This window comes from Acetobacter sp. P5B1 (assembly GCF_018811985.1).
GTDB lineage: Bacteria > Pseudomonadota > Alphaproteobacteria > Acetobacterales > Acetobacteraceae > Acetobacter > Acetobacter cerevisiae.
In genome coordinates this window covers 17932-36986 of sequence record NZ_JACRVS010000017.1, presented here as the reverse complement: position 1 = coordinate 36986, position 19055 = coordinate 17932, and the positions used below count along the sequence as shown (strand labels likewise).

14 protein-coding genes are annotated in these 19055 nt (G+C 56.8%); 4 read left to right on the top strand and 10 right to left on the bottom strand.

All coding sequences use genetic code 11. The features are described 5' to 3' along the window. Positions 1 to 4: 4 nt before the first annotated feature. From KP703_RS10805 to KP703_RS10795, 3 genes are read left to right on the top strand one after another with little or no spacing between them, the layout of a single operon-like run. Positions 5 to 1828, top strand: a complete 1824-nt coding sequence (locus tag KP703_RS10805) for a copper resistance system multicopper oxidase (protein ID WP_215754906.1) — start codon at positions 5 to 7, stop codon at positions 1826 to 1828. After that, positions 1825 to 2640, top strand: coding sequence for a copper resistance protein B (locus KP703_RS10800; RefSeq protein WP_215754904.1), 816 nt, complete (start codon positions 1825 to 1827; stop codon positions 2638 to 2640). Before KP703_RS10805 ends, KP703_RS10800 begins: the two co-directional genes overlap by 4 nt. 31 nt (positions 2641 to 2671) lie before the next feature. Next, a complete protein-coding gene (locus tag KP703_RS10795) occupies positions 2672 to 2983 on the top strand; it encodes a hypothetical protein (RefSeq protein ID WP_215754902.1) in 312 nt (103 codons plus the stop codon). Positions 2984 to 3005: 22 nt separating this feature from the next. On the opposite strand, the gene KP703_RS10790 is transcribed toward KP703_RS10795, so the two are convergent. Beyond that, positions 3006 to 3350, bottom strand: a complete 345-nt coding sequence (locus tag KP703_RS10790; RefSeq protein WP_062142657.1) for a metal-sensitive transcriptional regulator — start codon at positions 3348 to 3350, stop codon at positions 3006 to 3008. Positions 3351 to 3447: 97 nt separating this feature from the next. Beyond that, entirely contained in the window at positions 3448 to 6123 is a 2676-nt protein-coding gene (locus KP703_RS10785) for a hypothetical protein (protein WP_215754900.1), read from the bottom strand. A gap of 262 nt (positions 6124 to 6385) precedes the next feature. Between KP703_RS10785 and KP703_RS10780 the strand changes: the two genes are divergently transcribed. Then, complete coding sequence (locus KP703_RS10780; RefSeq protein ID WP_215754898.1) at positions 6386 to 8758, top strand: heavy metal translocating P-type ATPase; 2373 nt, start codon at positions 6386 to 6388, stop codon at positions 8756 to 8758. Here the strand turns inward: KP703_RS10780 and KP703_RS10775 are convergent. The 8 genes from KP703_RS10775 to KP703_RS10740 all read right to left on the bottom strand — a co-directional run bounded on the left by KP703_RS10775 (position 8709) and on the right by KP703_RS10740 (position 19039). Beyond that, positions 8709 to 10532 (bottom strand): ABC transporter ATP-binding protein/permease, encoded by a 1824-nt coding sequence (locus KP703_RS10775; protein WP_215754896.1) that lies wholly within the window; start codon positions 10530 to 10532, stop codon positions 8709 to 8711. The genes KP703_RS10780 and KP703_RS10775 overlap by 50 nt on opposite strands. Next, positions 10450 to 12498: a TonB-dependent siderophore receptor gene (locus KP703_RS10770; RefSeq protein WP_215754894.1), complete on the bottom strand. Its 2049-nt coding sequence runs from the start codon at positions 12496 to 12498 to the stop codon at positions 10450 to 10452. Before KP703_RS10770 ends, KP703_RS10775 begins: the two co-directional genes overlap by 83 nt. 332 nt (positions 12499 to 12830) lie before the next feature. Continuing rightward, on the bottom strand, positions 12831 to 13043 hold the full coding sequence (locus KP703_RS10765; protein ID WP_215754892.1) for a heavy-metal-associated domain-containing protein: 213 nt from the start codon (positions 13041 to 13043) through the stop codon (positions 12831 to 12833). Positions 13044 to 13123: 80 nt separating this feature from the next. After that, entirely contained in the window at positions 13124 to 13771 is a 648-nt protein-coding gene (gene petA, locus KP703_RS10760; protein ID WP_215754890.1) for a ubiquinol-cytochrome c reductase iron-sulfur subunit, read from the bottom strand. Continuing rightward, the gene (locus tag KP703_RS10755; protein WP_252354018.1) at positions 13771 to 14583 is read right to left on the bottom strand and encodes a cytochrome c1; all 813 of its coding nucleotides are present in this window, start codon (positions 14581 to 14583) and stop codon (positions 13771 to 13773) included. Before KP703_RS10755 ends, petA begins: the two co-directional genes overlap by 1 nt. Next, on the bottom strand, positions 14583 to 15824 hold the full coding sequence (locus tag KP703_RS10750; RefSeq protein ID WP_215754888.1) for a cytochrome b N-terminal domain-containing protein: 1242 nt from the start codon (positions 15822 to 15824) through the stop codon (positions 14583 to 14585). The genes KP703_RS10755 and KP703_RS10750 overlap by 1 nt, the downstream gene beginning before the upstream one ends. A 159-nt stretch (positions 15825 to 15983) precedes the next feature. Further along, on the bottom strand, positions 15984 to 17006 hold the full coding sequence (locus tag KP703_RS10745) for a DUF4105 domain-containing protein (protein WP_215754886.1): 1023 nt from the start codon (positions 17004 to 17006) through the stop codon (positions 15984 to 15986). Next, entirely contained in the window at positions 17006 to 19039 is a 2034-nt protein-coding gene (locus tag KP703_RS10740) for an alpha/beta fold hydrolase (RefSeq protein ID WP_215754884.1), read from the bottom strand. Before KP703_RS10740 ends, KP703_RS10745 begins: the two co-directional genes overlap by 1 nt. Positions 19040 to 19055 lie beyond the last annotated feature (16 nt).

The following is a 19055-nucleotide window of genomic DNA, read 5'->3' as shown; positions in this document are numbered from 1 at the left end:
CAGAATGTTTTCTTCGTCCCGTTTGCGGGGCGGCCTGACACGTCGTCGGTTTGTGACGGGGATGGGAGCTGGCGGCCTGATGGCGGCTCTCCCACATCCTGCACGTTCTGCGAGTGCCGTATTGCCTGCCGGACTCATCCCGGCAGAGCCTTCGGCGACGTGGGATCTGCGTGTTGGCCGCACCCATATTGAAATTGACCACAAGGCTCTGAACGCCCCCTGTATCGGCGGCACGGTGCCCGGCCCTGTGCTGCGCTGGCGGCAGGGGGATACTGTGGCGGTGAACGTCACTAACACGCTCAGGCACGAGGATACGTCCATTCACTGGCACGGTATTCGTCTGCCATCGGATATGGACGGGGTGCCGGGCCTGAGTTTTACCGGCATCAAACCCGGTGAGACATTTACTTATCGCTTCCGGCTGCATCAAAGCGGCACATATTGGTACCATAGCCATTCCGGCATGCAGGAAGCGCAGGGGCTTTACGGGGCGGTGGTGATTGACCCCATTCACCCGGCCCCCAATGCGTGTGACCGGGATTATGTGATTCTACTGTCCGAATGGACGGATGTGTCCCCCATGGACATGATTAACAACCTCAAGATGCAGGATGATTATTACGTTTTCCGTCAGCGGACAGTTGCTTCTTTCCCGAAGGAAGCGCGCGAGGCAGGGAGTGCTGCGGCTGCCCTGAAGGACCGGCTGGCCTGGTCCCGCATGCGGATGGCTGCCACGGATATCTCGGATGTGACCGGGATTATCTATACTTATCTGTTGAACGGTTATGCCCCGGATATGAACTGGAATGGCCTGTTCCGTCCCGGTGAGAAGGTGCGTCTACGGTTTATCAACGGGTCCTCCATGACCTTTTTTGATATCCGTATTCCCGGTCTGGAAATGCTGGTGGTGCAGGCGGACGGGAATGATGTGGAACCCGTGCCCGTCGATGAATTTCGCATTGGTGTGGCAGAAACCTACGATGTGATCGTGCAGCCGAAGGAGGACCGCGCTTACACTGTTTTTGCGCAGAGTGAGGACAGAACAGGCTTTGCTCGCGGCACACTGGCCCCGCGTGCGGGTATGGCTGGCCCGGTGCCACCAATGGACCCGCGGCCTGTCCGCACCATGATCGACATGGGGATGGGGGACATGAAGCCCGGCGATAGCATGCAGGATATGGAGATGCCGGGCGGAAGTATGGCCGGACCGGATAAGGGCAGCATGGATATGTCCGGTGGCAGTATGGCGGGTATGGACATGCACGGTATGGATATGAGCCATATGCACCACACCATGCCGCCCATTGAGGTGGATGACCCCGGGCCACCGCCCATCAATGTGGAGAACCAGAATGTGGCGATGATGCCGGTTGACCGGCTGGGCAGCCCTGGAGACGGACTGGAGCACAATGGTCGGCGGGTGCTGAACTACAAACAGTTGCGGGCTACCCGACCGGGAGCGGACCCGCGGCCTCCGTCGCGTGAAATCATCCTGCATCTGACGGGCAATATGGAGCGGTATATCTGGGGTTTTAACGGACGGAAATTTTCAGAATCCGGACCGATCCACCTGAAAAAAGGGGAGCGGGTCCGCTTTACGCTGATTAACGACACCATGATGGAACACCCCATTCATCTGCATGGATTATGGAGTGAACTGGAGAACGGTCAGGGGGACTTTCGGCCTTATAAACACACGCTTATTTCTCAACCGGGCTCTCGGATGAGCTATCTGGTCACGGCGGATGTGCCTGGGATGTGGGCCTATCATTGCCACCTGATGCTCCATATGGATCTGGGGATGTTCCGCACGGTGATTGTGGAATGAAGCACCATGTTTTGATGGGGGCATGTCTGGTCGCACAGGCGCTGGCCCTGCCCATAGCACAGGCGGCAGATAACGCGTCTTCTGCTACTGCGATCAATGTCTCCGGCACGCGCTACCACGCGGCAGATGCCCCTTCTGCCACCCCAGTGGTGTATCTGGGCCATATCAATCCGGTCATGGATCAGGAGAGCTATTTTCACGGCATCATGAATGAGCTGGAAGGGCGGTATGCACCGGGCGGGACGGATTTTCGCTGGGATGGTGAGGCCTGGTATGGATCTGATTACAACAAGGTCTGGCTGAAAACCGAAGGCACACTGGAGCGAGGTCGCCTGCATGACGGGGATCACGAACTGCTCTATAGCCGCTCCATCTCACCCTATTTCAATCTTCAGGGTGGCGTGCGCGCGGATCTTGATGATGGTCCAACACGCACATGGGGGGCGTTCGGCGTGCAGGGGCTGGCGTTGTATCAGTTTGAAGTGCAGGCAACGGCTTATATCAGTGATCGTGGGCGTTTTGCGGCCCGGCTGGAAGGCTCATACGATTTCCTGTTGACCAACCGCTTGATTCTTCAGCCGCAGGCCGAGTTCAATCTCTACACCAAATCCGACGCCGGGCGGCAGGTAGGGGCAGGCCTGTCGGATGTCGATGCCGGGTTGCGCCTGCGCTACGAGCTGTGGCGGAAGTTCGCGCCCTACGTAGCAGTCACCTATTCCGGATATCTCACGCAGGCGCGTCGGATTGTGCATGACCAGGGCAGCGAGACCGGAACTGTGCGTTTTACACTGGGGATTCGGAGCTGGTTCTGAATTTTTCTTATTATAAAAAAGGATATACTTAATGCGGTCTTCTTTTCTTGCTCTTGCAGCTCTTCTTTTTTTCGGTGTTGCGCAGGCTGAGCCAATGCAGATGGCACCGGGGCAGAACATGGGGGATATGAAGAGGGGAGTCCCCAAACAGACGGCTCCGCACGGCATGGAAAGCATGAGTATGGAACAGCAGATGGCTGTGTGCAGCAGGATTGAAACACTGCAAAAGCAGGGCAAGGCGCTGACTGCGGCCATGAAGGAGCAGAAAGCCGTCTGCGATAAAATGAATGGCAATATGAGCGCGCCTGCACAGCCCGCGCCGGATGCCACGCTGGAACGCTAAACCGGCAGAATGGGGAAGGGGCTTACCGGATCATTCTGCGTACAACGCGCAGCAGTTCCTCAATGGCTTCTTCCCCGCCATCTTCCTGCACAGCCTTGCGTACGCAGCCATTGGCATGGGTTGAGAGAATTTCGGTCGCAACACCATCCAGCGCGGACTTCACGGCAGAAATCTGCATGAGGATGTCCACACAATAGCGGTCCTGCTCCACCATGTTCAGCACCCCACCAACCTGACCTTCAATACGGCGCAGCCGATTGGTCAGAGCTTTTTTGTGGGGTTGCTGAACGCGTTTCTCGGACGTCCCCTCGCTCTCACATGTGTTACATTTTGCCGGGGCGGTTGTGGCCCGGGGTTGCGTTGCCATGGTGTCCCCTTTCTCTCTATGGCGCCTTTCCTAGCAGGTCATCTCTTATCCCGCTATCCGTAGGTAAATATGAGACGCCAGTCCGTAAGGGAGTGATTTAGACTGTTTTACGGATAGAAAATGTAATAGTGCGGCCAAGTGGGTCCATGAAGGCTGGCTGGTAGCCCGCTGGTGTCGTGCCCTTTCCATTATGAACATGGATACGTTCATTAAAAACATTGTCCACAGATAAAAATAGACGGAAGTTTTTTGCCCATTTCCGGTCTTCCCAATGTGGCAGTTCACCCAGATCTGCAAACACGGTGGCATCAAGTGTTCCCAGCGCACTAAAATACAGACTATCGCCGGGGGAAGATGCCAGAGTCGATGTGCCAGCCTGCCATTTTCCGACGAGGCGGACACCGATGCCTTTATCATAGATCCCGCCCTGAAGTTCCATTTCATGCCGGGGCTGCCCACCCAGACCACTGATGGTGCCACCCCGGAGCAGATTAATAGCCGGCAGACCGGATCGCAGCGTGACGGTATCCTGCAACCGCCAGACCTGTGTGGCGACCAGATAAATCCGGCCATGCGCTTTTTTCGATTTGCCATGCCTGTCCGTCCCGCTGCCCTGTAACGGCTGGGAGAAGGAGAGGGTGGCGTTCCACTCGCTCCGGCTTTCGCTGTCTGCATTGACCGGGCGGATATCAACACTTTCCAGAATGCCGTCCGTATTGCGTTGGAAGCGGTCAGGAAAGGCGTTTTCGATCGCGGCAGTTGCTGTGGGCAGCGAGAGAATGGTGTTGTGGGTTGTGTCATGCACGTAGTTCACATGCAGCCGTGCGCCGGTGATGTAGGGCAGAGTAATTAACGTCCCCAGACTGATTTCATGCCGACTGGTGGCTTTCAGGTTCGGGTTGCCGCCCGACAGGTTGGTGACCTGCACGGATTGCCCGGTGACATAGTCGTAGGTTGTGACATTGGGGGTCTGGATGGTGGGGGCGACAAGCTGGGACGCAGTGGGTGCTTCCTGACTGTTGGTGATGGAGAGTGGAAACTGCACCCATGAGAGGGGTGCCCATGTCACGCCCCCGCCAATGGTGCCCAGTGTGCCAAATTGTGACACCTGATTGACCGCCGCGTTTACATTGCCATCCAGCTTTCCCAGAAAGGACAGAACATGCTTGTTTCTGTTGGCAATAGGGATATCCGCATTGAACTGAAACGTGCCGACCTCGCGCCGGATATGGCTGTAAGACCGTTCGGATTTGATGGAGGAAACGGCATTCTGGTTCGTCAGAGCGCCGGTGAGCGAGACACTGGTCGCCACATCGCCCGCGGGGAGGGAGAAGACATTCCCTGACATCAGGCCGCTGACCTGCCCGTTATTGCTGGTGGTGTGGCCGGTGTTCAGGGTGCGTTGAGACAGCGCATTGGCCGGAAAAACAGAAAACGGATTGAGAGCCGTGCTGCCGTCTGTCAGATCCGTCTGGACAGTTTGCAGGTTCAGGCCGGTCTGGCTGCTGGTTGTTATTTCTGACCGGTCATAGCTGCCTGTGCTGTTCCACTTCCAGCTTCCCACATCACCATCAAACTTCAGACCGGCATGAGCTGTTTCGGTATGCACTTTTTGGCGGAGGGGAGAGGTTTCTGTAAAATTTCTGTACAGCAATGTGTCTTCTGAAAAAGGAGAAAACGGGTTGCTGGCCGGAAGGGTCAGAATGCCGCGTGCCGGGCCTTGCAGGCTGTGCTGATCCTGGCGGGTATAGGTCAGGTTGAGGGAAGACGTGACTGTTTTGAAAATCTGCCCGGCAATCACACCATTCAGCGTCAGTTTTTGCACACTGGGCTGAAGAGTGTAGGCCGAGGCGTCCCCGTTACTGTGTGGCAGGTTCGCGTAAGGCAGAAAATCCTGAAGTGTCGGCACTTGCGTGCTGGCCAGTGAGGGTACTCCCGCGACGGTAACGGGCGTACCTGCCAGAGCATCCAGTGTGGGGTCCAGACTGCCGCCGTCTGCTGCGGTGACATTCCCTGCATTGGCATATAACCCGCTGGCCCGCGCTGGCACCACGCCGCGCTGGCTGTCTTTCAGTTCGGCCTGATTGGAATAGCGTGCACTCAGATTGATCCGCCGTTCCCCATCCAGTTTTGTATAGCTGAGGGATGGCGCGCCGGTTTCTCCTCCCCCATCTGTGGATGTGGTGCCACTCAAACGCGTGCGGACGGCACGGAAATGCTCAACGGTGATAATATTCACCACGCGCTGTGTGGCGGAATAGCCGTATTTCAGAGCTTCCTCTTCGGTAAAGATTTCCACATGATCTATGGATTCAAAGGGCAGATCCTGAAGTTCCTGCATGCCGGAAACACGTTTGCCATTTAGCAGGGTGACAGGCCCGTTTCCTCCTGCTCCGCGCCCGGAGCGTGTTTCCGGAGAGATAGCTGTCAGTAGATCTGAGGCGGAATCCACACCATAGGCCCGGATTTCATCGGCCTTAATCTGCATGATCGGTTTTAGATGTCCGAGCGCCTCACCACGGGCTTTGTGGCCAACGACATCAATATCTTCAGTCTTTTGGGTGGACGTTGTCTGGGGATTTTCGGATGTGGTGCTGGTGCTGGTGCTGGTGCTGGTGCTGGTGCTGGTGCTGGTTGCTGATTGCGCCAGCGCAGGCTCTGTCGCACTGACCAGACCAAGGCCACCAGCCAGAACCGTTGGCGCGATGAGGCGCACGGATCGTGACGATGCAAAAGGTCTGCCGGGCAGGATACGAAGCAGAAGAACAGGCATGAGCTCAGACAAATGAGGGGGCGCAGAAAAGCAGGGCAGGAGCAACCTGATACCTCGACGGCGGTATGGTCTCAAGAAAGGATGCTGTTCCGCAGGAAGCCGCGACGGCATGACCGGGAGTTCTGCCGGGGTTGTGGGGGAAGGCCGTGCTGGTCATATAAGGCTGTTCCCTGACAGAGCACGCGTTTTGCATGCAGGTTTTCTTTCTTTTTTATACCGGTATGGGGTATAAAATACAATGAAATCCCCTAAGGAGTCCTCTGTGTCACAGACCGTCAGTTTCCCCGTTGGTGGCATGACCTGCGCAGCCTGTGCGGCGCGTATTGAAAAAGTTCTGAACCGTCAGGACGGTGTGCAGGCAACGGTCAATTTTGCCTCGGAACGTGCTCAGGTGCAGATGGACGGGCCAGAAACTTCTATCGAGACTGTTGTGGGTGCAGTCCGCAAAGCGGGCTTTACGGTGGATGAGAGAAGCATCGATCTCTCTCTCTCGGGCATGACCTGTGCCGCCTGCGCTGCCCGGATTGAAAAAATTCTTAACAAACTACCCATGACGCAGGCCAGCGTAAATTTTGCAGCGGAGCGGGCGCATATTGTTTATGTGCCCGGTGTTGTGGAACCGGAAACCTTTATTGCCCGTATTGAAAAAGCCGGTTTTGGCGCGAAGCGGCTGGATGATGGGGTTCGGGAAGATCCCAATGCCCGGCGTATCGCTATCTGGCAGACGGAACGTAATCGCTTCCTTCTGACAGCACTCCTGTCTCTACCGTTCTTTGTGCAGATGATCGGCATGGTCTTCGGCTCAATGCACATGATGCCCGACTGGGTGCAGCTCCTGCTGGCCACGCCGGTTCAGTTTTTCTGCGCGCGCCATTTGTACCAGCGTGCATGGAATGCGGTGCGGGGTGGCTCAGCCAACATGGATGTGCTCGTGGTGCTGGGTACAAGCATTGCATATTTCTTCAGTGCAGCTGTGGTGCTGTTCCATTTGCATCAGCCTGTTTATTTTGAAGCGAGCGTGTCCATCATCACGCTGATTTCCCTTGGCAAGCTGATGGAAACCCGCGCGAAGAACAAGACCAGCGCCGGGATTGAAGGCCTTCTCCAGCTTCAGCCTCAGATTGCCCATGTGGAAAGCGGTGCGGACGTGCTGGATCGCCCCGTGGCGGAGGTGCATGTCGGGGATATGCTGGTGGTGCGCCCCGGCGAGAGCGTGCCTGTGGACGGCGTGGTGGTGGACGGCACCTCTGAGGTGAATGAAGCTATGCTGACGGGTGAGAGTTTGCCCGTGCTCAAGCAGACGGACGCTCAGGTGTTTGGGGGCACCATGAACGCCAATGGCGTCCTGCGCGTAAAAGCCACAGGCGTGGGGGCAGATACCGCGCTGTCCCGTATTGTGAAAATGGTTGAACAGGCACAGGGCTCTAAAGCCCATGTGCAGCGGCTGGCGGATAAGGTTTCCAGCATTTTTGTGCCTGCCGTTGTCAGTTTCGCACTGGTGACGTTTCTGGTCAGCTGGCTGATAACGGGCAATGCCTCATGGAGCCTTGTTTCTGCGGTCTCCGTGCTGGTTATTGCCTGCCCCTGTTCTCTGGGGCTTGCAACGCCGACAGCCATCATGGTGGGCACCGGGCTGGGGGCGCGCTGCGGTATTCTGTTTCGCAATGCCGATGCACTGGAACAGGCGGAAAAACTGACCACCATCATTGTCGATAAGACTGGCACCCTGACAGAAGGTAAGCCGACTGTCAGTGATGTGCAGCCAGCCCCGGAGGTTGAGACTGCGCATCTTCTGGCAGTTGCTTATGCGCTGGAAAAGGATTCCGAGCATCCACTGGCTCGCGCTGTTGTAGACTACGCCATGGCCCACAGTGTGCAGGCTCCTGTAGCCAGCGCATTCCAGGCTGTTCCGGGCATGGGCGTTACGGCGCAGATGGGTGAGGCGCTGGCCCGTCTGGGGTCCCCGCGTTTTCTGACGGATGCAGGTGTGACGCTGGACCATGCTGCGATTGAGGCGCTTGAGAGCGAAGGCAAAACAGTTGTTGGTGTGACACTTGGCGATCAGCTTTTGGGTTATATCACCCTGTCTGACCGCCTGCGGCCCGATGCAATTGCAACAGTTAGCGCTTTGAAAAAATCCGGCATCAAGGTCGTGATGCTGACGGGTGATAACCAGCGCACCGCCTCTGTTGTGGCGGCGCAGGTTGGCGTGGATGAGTTTATGGCCGGTGTTCTCCCCGGCCATAAAGCGGATGCTGTTGAAAAATATCGTGCGGCTGGCAGCCTTGTTGGCATGGTGGGGGATGGCATTAATGACGCCCCGGCACTGGCTGCTGCTGATGTCGGCTTTGCGATTGGGGCCGGGTCTGCCATTGCGCTGGATACGGCAGATGTTGTGCTGATGAAAAGTGATCTGACCAGTGTGCTGGACGCGATTTCACTCTCCCGCGCAACACTGGCGAAGATCCGGCAAAATCTATTCTTCGCTTTTATCTACAACATCCTTGGTCTGCCGCTGGCAGCCTGCGGTTTGCTGAACCCGATTGTGGCTGGAGCAGCCATGGCGATGAGTTCCGTCTCGGTTGTCAGTAACTCGCTGTTGCTGAACCGCTGGCGGCCGCAGTCTCGCGGATAGGCTGAATGAGTGCGCCTTTTGGGGACAGCAGAATTTCGTGCTGATGGAAGCGGCGCAGGTTGGCGTGGTGCGCCACACTGACAAGTGTGGCCTGCGGAAGGTGTGTTGTCAGCACACTATAAAGCAGGGTTTCATTCTCTTCATCCAGCGCCGATGTTGCTTCATCCAGAAACACCACACGCGGGCGGAAGAGCAGCACGCGGGCGATGGCAAGACGCTGCTCCTCACCGGGGGAGAAAATCTGGCTCCAGTCTGCAACGTCATCAACACGCGGAATATAGCATGCCAAATTGACGCTTTTCAGAACGCTCTCATAAGCCTGCGTGTCATAATGATCCGGTGTGGTCGGGTAGCTGAGAACCTGCCGGAGAGACGTACCATCAGGCACATAAGGCCGCTGCGGGACAAACATGGCATGCTGTGTGTCAAATGAGAGCGTGCCACTGCCATAGCCCCACAAACCCGCCAGCGCACGCAGGAGCGTGCTTTTACCAACACCAGACGGGCCGCTGATCATCCAGCGTTCGCCAGCGTGCAGAGTCAGGTTGGGCAGGGTGGTCAGAACAGAACCGTCCGGGCGTTTGAGAATAAGGTTTTCAATCTGCACATCCCCGGAAGAGAGCGTGTGGCGGGTAATCCCTTTTTCAAAAGGATGCCTCACAACGCGTTCAAACTCGTTCAGACGTTGCAGGATGGAGCGCAATGTGGCGAGGTCCGTGTAGTTATCAATAAACCATTGCAGGCTGTTGCGGGCTTGCATGAAAGCGGCATTGGTGCGGGAATACAGGCCGACTGTCAGCGTATGAGCCAGAAGTTTGGGGATGAGCATAACCCAGAGCAGGCAGGACGCTGTTTCATGAAAAAAATTGGTAATGAAATTAGCGCGCCATGTGTAGGTTACAACGCTGCGCCAGTTGGTGGCAATATGCGCAAGATAGCGTGAAAAACGTAGGTTTTCAGCTTCCTCTCCACCATAAAAAGCAATTTGTTCAGAGTTGCGGCGCACGTCCATGAGGCCTGCGCGCAGGTCCGCGTCATAATGCTGCTGGCGGTAGTTGGCGCCCACTAACGGGCCACCAAACCGTTCCAGCACCAAAGACGTAAACAGGGTTGCCAGAACAGTGCCGAGAAACAGATAGCCGGGAATATGGATGGCATGGCTATGCCAGCTGAAGGACAGCGTGCCGCCAATGTCCCACAGCACGATGGAGAAAGAGATTAGGGTAGTCACAGCCTGAATGGCGTCCAGTCCCAGCTTGAGCGTCCAGATTGTCATTTGAGACAGATCGTCCGCAATACGCTGGTCCGGGTTGTCTGCCTGTTCCTGGCCATGCTCCAGCCGGTAATAGGTCTCGTTTGAAAGATACTGGCGCAGATAGACACGCGTATTCCATAGTCGCCAGCGCATGGATAAAACCTGTGTCAGATAAACCTGAAAAACATAAATGGCAGAAGAAAGAGCCGCCATAAGAAGATAAGATGGCAGCAGGGAAAGACAGTCCTGCGCGCGAAACGCAAACATGGCATCAAAAAAAGACTGGTTCCATTTTCCAAACCACACTGCCGTGCGGACATAGAGAAATGACAGACCAATAATCCCTCCCAGCATGGCAAAGGCCCGCCATTTTTCTTCTGAAAGCCAGTAGGGGAGAATGACCTTCCAGTCTGAAAGGGAATGAGGGGGCGTTTTCTCAGTAGTTTGCACGAAGTGTGGCCATAAAGCTGCGAGGGGCTGCGGGGAAGTTGAACTGCCAGACACCGCTTGCCCGTTCATAATAATAGCGGTTTGTCAGGTTGCTGGCGTTCAGCTGGATCTTCAGATGCGGTGTCACATGATAACCGATCATGCTGTCCAGCGTCATGTATCCGCCCTGCACTGTTGTCGGGTAGCTGCCGCGCAGAGTGCTGTTGGCGTCCAGTCCAACCCCAAAGCTCAAAGTGCGCAGCCGCCCGTGCGGGACGGTATAGTGTACCCAGGATTTAAACATGTGCCGCGGAGAAAAAACGCCACCAAAATCCGGGGTGCTGGGATTGGAAACTTTTGTATCCAGATAGGTATAACCCAGAGAAACATTGAGATCGGGCAGAATGTTACCGTCAATCTGCGCTTCCCAGCCCTGACGGCGGATTGGGCCGGTTGTTATATAAAACTGGGAATGGTCCGGGTCCTGCACCGGTTGATTGACGTTTTCCATTCTGAACAGCGCAGTTGAAAGATTCAGACGTCCATTGAAATATTCGGCTTTGAATCCCGTTTCCACCTGATTGCCGTGCTGAGGCTTCAGCCCTCCGCCGTGGTAAGACATATCCCCCACAGAAGGGGTGAAAATGCTGGAATAGCTGGCGTACCAGGAAATGTTGGGTGTGATCTGATACACTGTGCCCAGATAAGGCGTGAGCTCTCCATGAATATTGGCTTCAGGCTGCCAGCTGCTGGTCGGGCCGGGCGAGATATATCGCATCCGTTCGGAAAAGCGTGAGACGCGCCCACCAAGAATCAGAGAGAGATGCTTGATGATTTCAAGACGAAGTTGTCCATAAAAGCCCCACTGGGTCGCATTATCCCGTGTGCCATATCCGTCCGGGTCTTCCTGATAACTGATACTGCCTGCGGGAGGGCGTGGCACACTATTGGTGTTGTTGATGTTCACACCATTATAAATGTTATCGCTCAGAATATTGCCGTAACGCGTCACCTGATTGTAGGAATTGTAATTGAAGCCGAACAGGGCGTAATGGGTACGGTTCAGAAAACGAAAGCTGCCATTGGCGTAAATATCGGCTGAGCGTGCGCTGTTGGTGCCACGCATAGCGACAATACCTGCATCCTGATACTGCATGGTGCCGGTCTGCGCATCAATCTGCGTCCAGGGTTCATTATAAAGCGTATTGTAGCTCTGGTCATAAAAGGTGCCGCGAGCCGTCAGTTTCCAGTCGCCCCAAAGTTTTTGGGACAGAGAGGCGATGGTCTGCTGCGTCATGTAATTGCTGTATCCCCATTTCTGGGAAGGGTTCGCGCTGCGACCTCCATACCAGAGGGTTTTTTCTGTCGTGACAGGCAGCCCGTAATAAGGAGCCGTAATATCCTGCTGCTGCGCGGCGTGGGAGACAAGAAAGGTGGTGGAGGGTGTAATATCCCATTCCAGCGCACCATAAGCCTGCCATTTGCGCGAATGGGCATATTTATAGAAATAATCATTATCCTGAAACAGATCCGCCGTGCGGAAACGCAGGGTCTTGGAGGCATTCAGGGGGGTAGAAAGGTCAATATCCGCGCGGTAATTGTTGAAACTGCCAACGGTCGCCGCACCATTGACGGAAAAATCCATACCGGGTTTTTTGGTCACCTGATTAACCACGCCCCCCGGCGAGCCACCGCCCTGCAGCAGGCCCGAAGAGCCGCGCAAGACTTCAATCCGATCGTACATTGAAAGATCAAAGCTGGCATTATTCAAAGTGCCAGCGGCTCCCGGCGTGTTGTCAACCGAGGTCGTCATTTGATAACCGCGAGAATAAAAATTGGAATTTGCGGTCGAGCCGGGCAGAACGCGGATGCCGTTAATCTGGCGCATGGCGTCCGTCATGGTCAGCATGTTGGAATCCTGCATGCGCTGCTGTGTCAGAACAGAAACGGATTGCGGAATATCCTTCAGAGCAACAGGCGTTTTTCCCCATGCTTCTGCGGTCGGCGTTGTATAGGAATGACCACTCCCAACAACCTCGATCTTTTCTTCTGTCATGCATTCTACCTGACCGGGCGAGGCAGGCGCAGGAGCGCACATGGGTGGTGCTACAGTATGGGGTGGGGGCGTTTGTGCTTTTTTGTGCACCATAGGATGGCACAAGGGCCGGATGCACATCATGCGTTTGGTTTTATGGGATGAGGGCAGAGGACTCAAACGCCTCTGGCCTTCTGCTTCGGCAGAAACAGGAGCCCAGAGGCCGGTCAGAATCCCGCTTAAAATCAGAGCGCATTGTGAAACACTGGCAAAATGACGCGCGCGACGGCCAGACTGTTTCATGATGGGCTCCCCGGCAGGAGGGCAAAAGACACAGTTTTGTCAGCAGGCACTCAGGAGGCCAGATCAAACCCCAGATCGTCCACCACTTCAGAAAACTGGGCAGGCGTTACCAGGACAGGGTCATACTGCACGGTTACTGTGCCACCTTCCAGAACCACGTCTGCTTCGGACACACCCTTCAGGGCTTCAAGCGCTTTTTTCAGTTTGCTGGAGCAGCCATTGCAGGACATGCCTTCAACAATGAATGTTTCTGTCTTTGTCATAGCCTTCGCTCCTTTTATGGCCAGCCGCGTGAGAGGGACTTATCCGCCAAACGCCGCCATCAGGCAACACGCCGTGTTTTTCAGATCTGCTCAATGGTGGAAAAGTCGAAGCTTTCCCCCTTGGGGTTTTCACCCAGTCGCAGTGTTGTGGGGGTGGGCATGACATGGGGGGGAACCGGCAGATTATAAGGGGCAGGCGCGCCTTTAAACACGCGGCCGGCCAGATCAAACTGCGAGCCATGGCAGGGGCAGGCGTAGCGGCCTGTCTGGTCAGGTGCTGCGGCCGGGGCCGTGTAGGCCGGCACACAGCCCAGATGCGTGCAGATGCCAACATACACACCATATTCCGGCAGAAGTGAGCGGTGCCAGTTGCGGGCGTAGGTGGGTTGTTGCAGCGCGTCAGACTGTGCGTCCCGCAGTTCGTTCACCAGGGTCGGGCTTTGTAGCCTGGCGAGGTCTTCCGGCGTGCGGCGCAGAATGAAAATGGGCTTGCCCTGCCATACGGCCGTCATCTGCTGGCCCGGTGCCAGTTTGGACAGGTCAATTTCCACCGGCTGATGGGCTGCGGCGCTGTCCTGCGGTTTCAGGCTAGCGACAAACGGGATGGCGCAGGCTGCCAGTCCTGTGACCGTGCCAGCCGTGGTGACCATACCAAGAAAATCACGGCGTCCAGCGCCGTTGTCCTGATCCTGCCCGTTGGGTGGGGTGTTGTCTGCGGGGTTTGTCATCAGTCGTCTACGTCCTGTGCGTTCCGGGTGGTGCCGCGTTTCCAGATTTTTCTCTTCCAGGCAATGGCCAGTACCAGCAGGCCACTCAGATAGGCAAAAACATACAGGCCTGTGCGGTGCCTGTCATTCCGATGCGGGTCAGAGGCCCAGACCAGAAAGGTCGTCACATCCCGTGCCTGTTGGGTGGCGGTGGCAGGCGTGCCATCCGGAAATTCGACCGCGTCGTCCATCAGCGGGGGTGGCATGCCCACCAGATGCCCGTCTGCCCAGTCATTGTAGAATTTGCCTGGCACCACCGGGGCACCGGGCGGCGGTGGCATATGGTAGCCGGTCAGAAATGCGTACAGCCAGTCTGCACCATGGGGCTGAATGGCCGCCAGCCGGGACTGGTCCGGCGGGGCAACGCCGCCCATCATGGCAGCGGCTGCGGCCTCACTGGGGAAGGGGGAGCGCAGATGGTCATCTGGCAGGCCGGGGCGCATGGTGGGGTGGCCTGCGGCGTCCAGCGGCCCGGGAACCTGTTTGGCATGCGCCAGATCCCTGATGGCCTGCTGGGAAAGTCCGATCCCGCTGAGGTCATTATACGTCACGCTGCGCATGCCGTGGCAGGACGAACAGATTTCATTGAACACGACAAAGCCGCGTTGCAGGCTCTTCTGGTCGAACTGGCCTAAGGGCCCGTCAAAGCTCCATTTCTGATGCGGCGGCATGGGTGGGGTGGGCGCGGCAGGGGCCGCATGGGCGACAAGCGGCAGGCTGGCCAGCAGTGCTGCGCCAAATGCTGCTGTGCGCGAAAGGGAAAGCCGGACCATCAGGCATCTCCTTTGACAGAAGCAAGGGAGGTGGGGAGCGGCCTCGGTTTTTCAAATCGTGCGGCCAGCGGCAGGATCACCAGAAAATACCCAAAATAGTAAAGCGCAGACAGCCGCCCGATAAGCATCCATGCCCCGGTGGCGTGATGCTTGCCTACCAGTGCGAGCAGCACAAAGGAGATCACCAGCCCAAGCAGAGCCGGGCGGCAGATTGGGCGGAAGCGGGCGGAGCGCACGGGGGAACGGTCCAGCCAGGGCAAGGCAAACAGCACAAGCAGGGAGCCTGCCGCCGCCAGAAGGCCACCAAACTTGGACGGTACAGACTGAAGCAACCCGTAGAACGGCAGGAAATACCATTCCGGCTCAATATTGGCGGGCGTGTGTAGTGGGTCCGCCGGGGCATAATTGTCCGGCTCTGTCAGCAGGCCTGGCCAGAAAAACAGCAGCGCACAAAAGATCATGGCGAAGACAATCAGCCCGATCAGATCCTTGCTGGTGTAATAAGGATGGAAGGGAAGTGTGTCTTTTGGGGTTTTGGGTTCCACTCCCACCGGGTTGTTGGATTTGGTCACATGCACGCAGGCCACATGCAGCCCCACAACAGCGACGACCAGAAACGCCATCAGAAAATGCAGCACAAAAAAGCGGTGCAGGAAGATGTCGCCCAGATGGTCACTGCCCGTCAGCACATGTTCCAGCGTGCCGCCAATAACCGGCACGGCCCCGACGGCTTTGGTAATGACGTCAGCCCCCCAGTAGGACATCTGGCCCCACGGCAGGATATAGCCTGCAAAGGCCGTTGCCATGACCATGACCAGCAGCACAAGGCCACTGAGCCAGAGCATTTCCCGCGGTGCTTTGTAGGAGCCGTAATAAAGCCCGCGGAACAGATGAATATAGAGGGCGGCCAGAAACAGGTTGGCCCCGGTCATATGCATGCCGCGCAGCAGCCAGCCGCCCGACAACTGACGGTCTATGGCTTCAACTGAAAAGAAAGCCTCGGCACTGGTCGGGGTGTAGTTCATGGCCAGAAAGGTGCCGGTTGCCAGCATCAGCAGCAGCACAACCACCAGAATGGCGCCAAAATTCCAGAGCCAGTTCAGGTTCCGGGGCATGGGGAAGACCACATATTCCTTACGGAATGCGGAAAAAACCGGCAGCCGATGCTCTATCCAGCCAGCAGGACCGCCCGGAGAGGCGGCATTTGGAGAGGCTTCGTCCCGTGACTCAGGCTGATTCATGCACACCATCCAACTTCAGTCTTTTAACGTCCGGCCCCGTCAGCAGAAGTGAAGCCAGCACTCTTATGAGGTGGACGCTATTGTGGCATGAATGATGCAGCACTCAAAGATAGCCTGTTTCGGAAAGGTATCGTTTTTCCGGAAATCCGGTTCCCGGCTTTATCTGTTGGAAGACGGATCTGTTTCCAGAGGCAGTGTTTGCCGGATTTGAGTGGAATAGTCCGGGCCGGGCGTGGCACCCTCTGGCCGCTGAATCCGGCTGCGGTCATGCAATGTGCGGAAGTCCAGATGGGTATCCAGCAGGCCCAGCTTGTAGGCGAGAGAGGCCGTATAGCCGCTGAGCAGAATCCGCCAGTCCAGTCGGTAACGGAAGCTGGCCTGCGCGCGCGTCAAAATGCCCGTGGTACAGTTTGATGTGAGGGTATTATACCATTCCGGCGTGTGGGACAGGTGATCGACTTCCTGCAGATAGCTGTTGAACAGGCGTTCTCTGGCTTCTGGTGAGAGAAGGAGCTGATACAGATAGACGCGCTCCTTGCGCACGTCTGTCCGCACACCAATCAGATCCCGCTCATCGGCTACAACGTAAAACAGTTCATAATGGTGGAAAAAGCCGGCAATGGCGGAATAGGGAAACTTCTTCTGGCGGCGCGTTTCAATGGACATTGCAACATGCCGCCCGTCCCTGAAGCCGAAGCTGAGGAAGACATGCGCAATGCTTTCCCCCGCCCAGTAGGACGTAACCAGATCGACGGAAGAGAGGTCATCCAGCGCATAATCCGCATCATAATAGCGGGCTGTATAGTCGCTGGGTGTTTTGTAGATAAAATTGCGGACGTGGTGCAGATGTACCGTTCGCCCCTCCAGTGAAACACTGGCGGGCACCGCATATTCTCCGGCCCAGTCCCGGTTGTTTTTCGGTGGGTCCGTCACATACCAGACGGCAAACGCGGCACTCACGCCAGCCAGCGCCAGTCGGGCTGTCTGGTGCGTGCGCAGAAAGAACGCTGTGCCCAGAACAAGCGGAAACAGGCAGGTCAGCCCCAGTCGCAGAGCATCCGGCTCAAGCGTGGAATAATAGAGAGCCGGTGTGCCAAACGCTCCCAGCAGGAAGGTGGCACACCCCGCAAACCAGTGGGCCCAGCGTCTGCCGTGTGCGGGTTTGTTGGACGTCTGCGGCATTAGTGGCTCACCTGTGCGGGCACTGGCGGAATAGAAGGCAGGATGCCATCGGGCGTTTCGGCTGTGCGGGGGCCGTTGCCGCGTGTGGGGACAAACTGGCCGCCAATGGCGGTAATATCACTCTGGCTTATCAATCCGCCTTCCAGAGTGCCGCTCTGCGTGCGGGCCAGATGGTTGCGGAGGATGCGGCGGATTTCTGCAATGGTAATCGGGTTGGACTGTGTGGAGTGGCCGGAATGGCGGACGACCAGTTCAGAGTCTACATCCGGCACATGCGCGCTTTCATACTTCACAACGCCATCATCAGAATTTTTCAGACTTTTATTGCCCAGAACAGGAATAATGGAATGGGTGCGCACATCCGGCACCACCGGAATGGAGGCCAGAGACTGGATGAAGAGACTATGGGGAGACATGCCGTACACACTTCCCACCCGCCAGGGATTCATGTTGAGCCGAGCGACATTCGGGTCACTGACCAGAACCTGTTTGGTGACTTCACGCACAGTGAGCGGAAAGCTCACCATCCGCCCGACAAGGCGCGCCAGAGAGAAATTGGCCATGTAACTGCCGTGCTGCGGGGTGGAGATAAACACAACCTCCCTTGCTTCCGGCAGAGGTGTGGGAAACAGAGCGTCCTGCAGCAACGTCCTGGCATCCGGCGTCAGCTTCAGGGATGACAGCGGGCGGGGGATCAGGCCGTTCCACAACGCATCTCCGCTGTTAATGACCAGCATCTTGGCCAGTAACCCGCCCTGACTGTGCCCAATGAGCGTGATGTTCCCCAGCGCAGGGTCCGCCTTGACGCCGCCAAGGTCCGCTACCGCCTGCGCAATGGCGTGGCGGAGTTGCAGAGCGGAATAAGGGATTGGGTTTCCGGTGGCGTAGGAGAAAAACCAGAATTCGTAATGTTTGCGAATGTCCGGGTCTTCCAGCAGGTCATTCACCATATTGGCCCAGCGGGCCGGGCTTGACGCGGTGCCGTGGATGAGTACGACTGGCATTCGCCCGACCTGATGCGGTTCTATGGTAGCGAGTTGTGGTGTGCGGCCATTGTCAAAAAAACGCCCGTCCAGAAACCCTTTATATTCCGAGGACCAGTCCATTGCATCACTCAGGCTGAGCGCGCGGGCCGCTGTCTGATCATATTGTAAGGGGACCGGTTGTGGCGCTGCCGGAGTGGTGGGTGTTGTCTGTTCGCTCAGGTCTTCATCAATGGCTGTCAGATCCAGCCTGCCGCGCAGGGTACTGGTCAACACCTGCTGGCGTGGATGATCGAGCGACAGGAGAAGGTTAAGCGGTACCCTCAGTTTTTCCGTAATCTGGAAAGAGCGGCTTTCCGGGTGGTCCATGTGGGGAAGTGCGCCGACGGGTTCGCCAAGTCCGGTATGGCTGTAAACATTTTCCAGCCCCCGGACGGAAAGCCGGGCCATGGGGCGAATATCCTGCAACACATGGTCATGCCACACCAACTGGCTGGGCGTCGTACTCAGATCCAGCGTGCCGAACGGTAACGTCCAGCGTTGGGGTGTGAGGCTGACGGGGCTGCCAAAGGCTTCTGTCAGCGCCAGCATATAGAGGTCACAGGCCTGCCGGACATGCAGGTCGTACGCTTTTGGCCGTTCGTTTTCCGGGCCATTGGGGTTGAGATACGCGTAAGCATACAGGGCGGCCGCCATGAATTCGGCCCGGTCTGCATGCCGGTGGGCGTGCATGTAGCTGAGTTCAGCGAGGGCAAAAAGCTGGTCAGCCAGACCCTGCGCATAAAAATGGGCCTGCGTCAGACTGCGGAGGGTGGCGATGGTCTCTTTAGGGTGGTTTTCCCATGCACTCAGCAGGTTTTGCAGTTGGAGAACCGTATGAGTGGTATTGCTGAGCCTGCTGCCACTGAGTGCACTTTGGCTGTGTTCCTGATAGGCCTGCCGGAGGGAAAGCGGGGCGACGGAAACAGGAGAAGCGCATCCGGACACAAACAGAAAGGCCGCGCTGAACACCAGTTGTCTGGTGGTGATTCTGGAAAAAAACCTGTTCATAACCTGTCGCAAATTG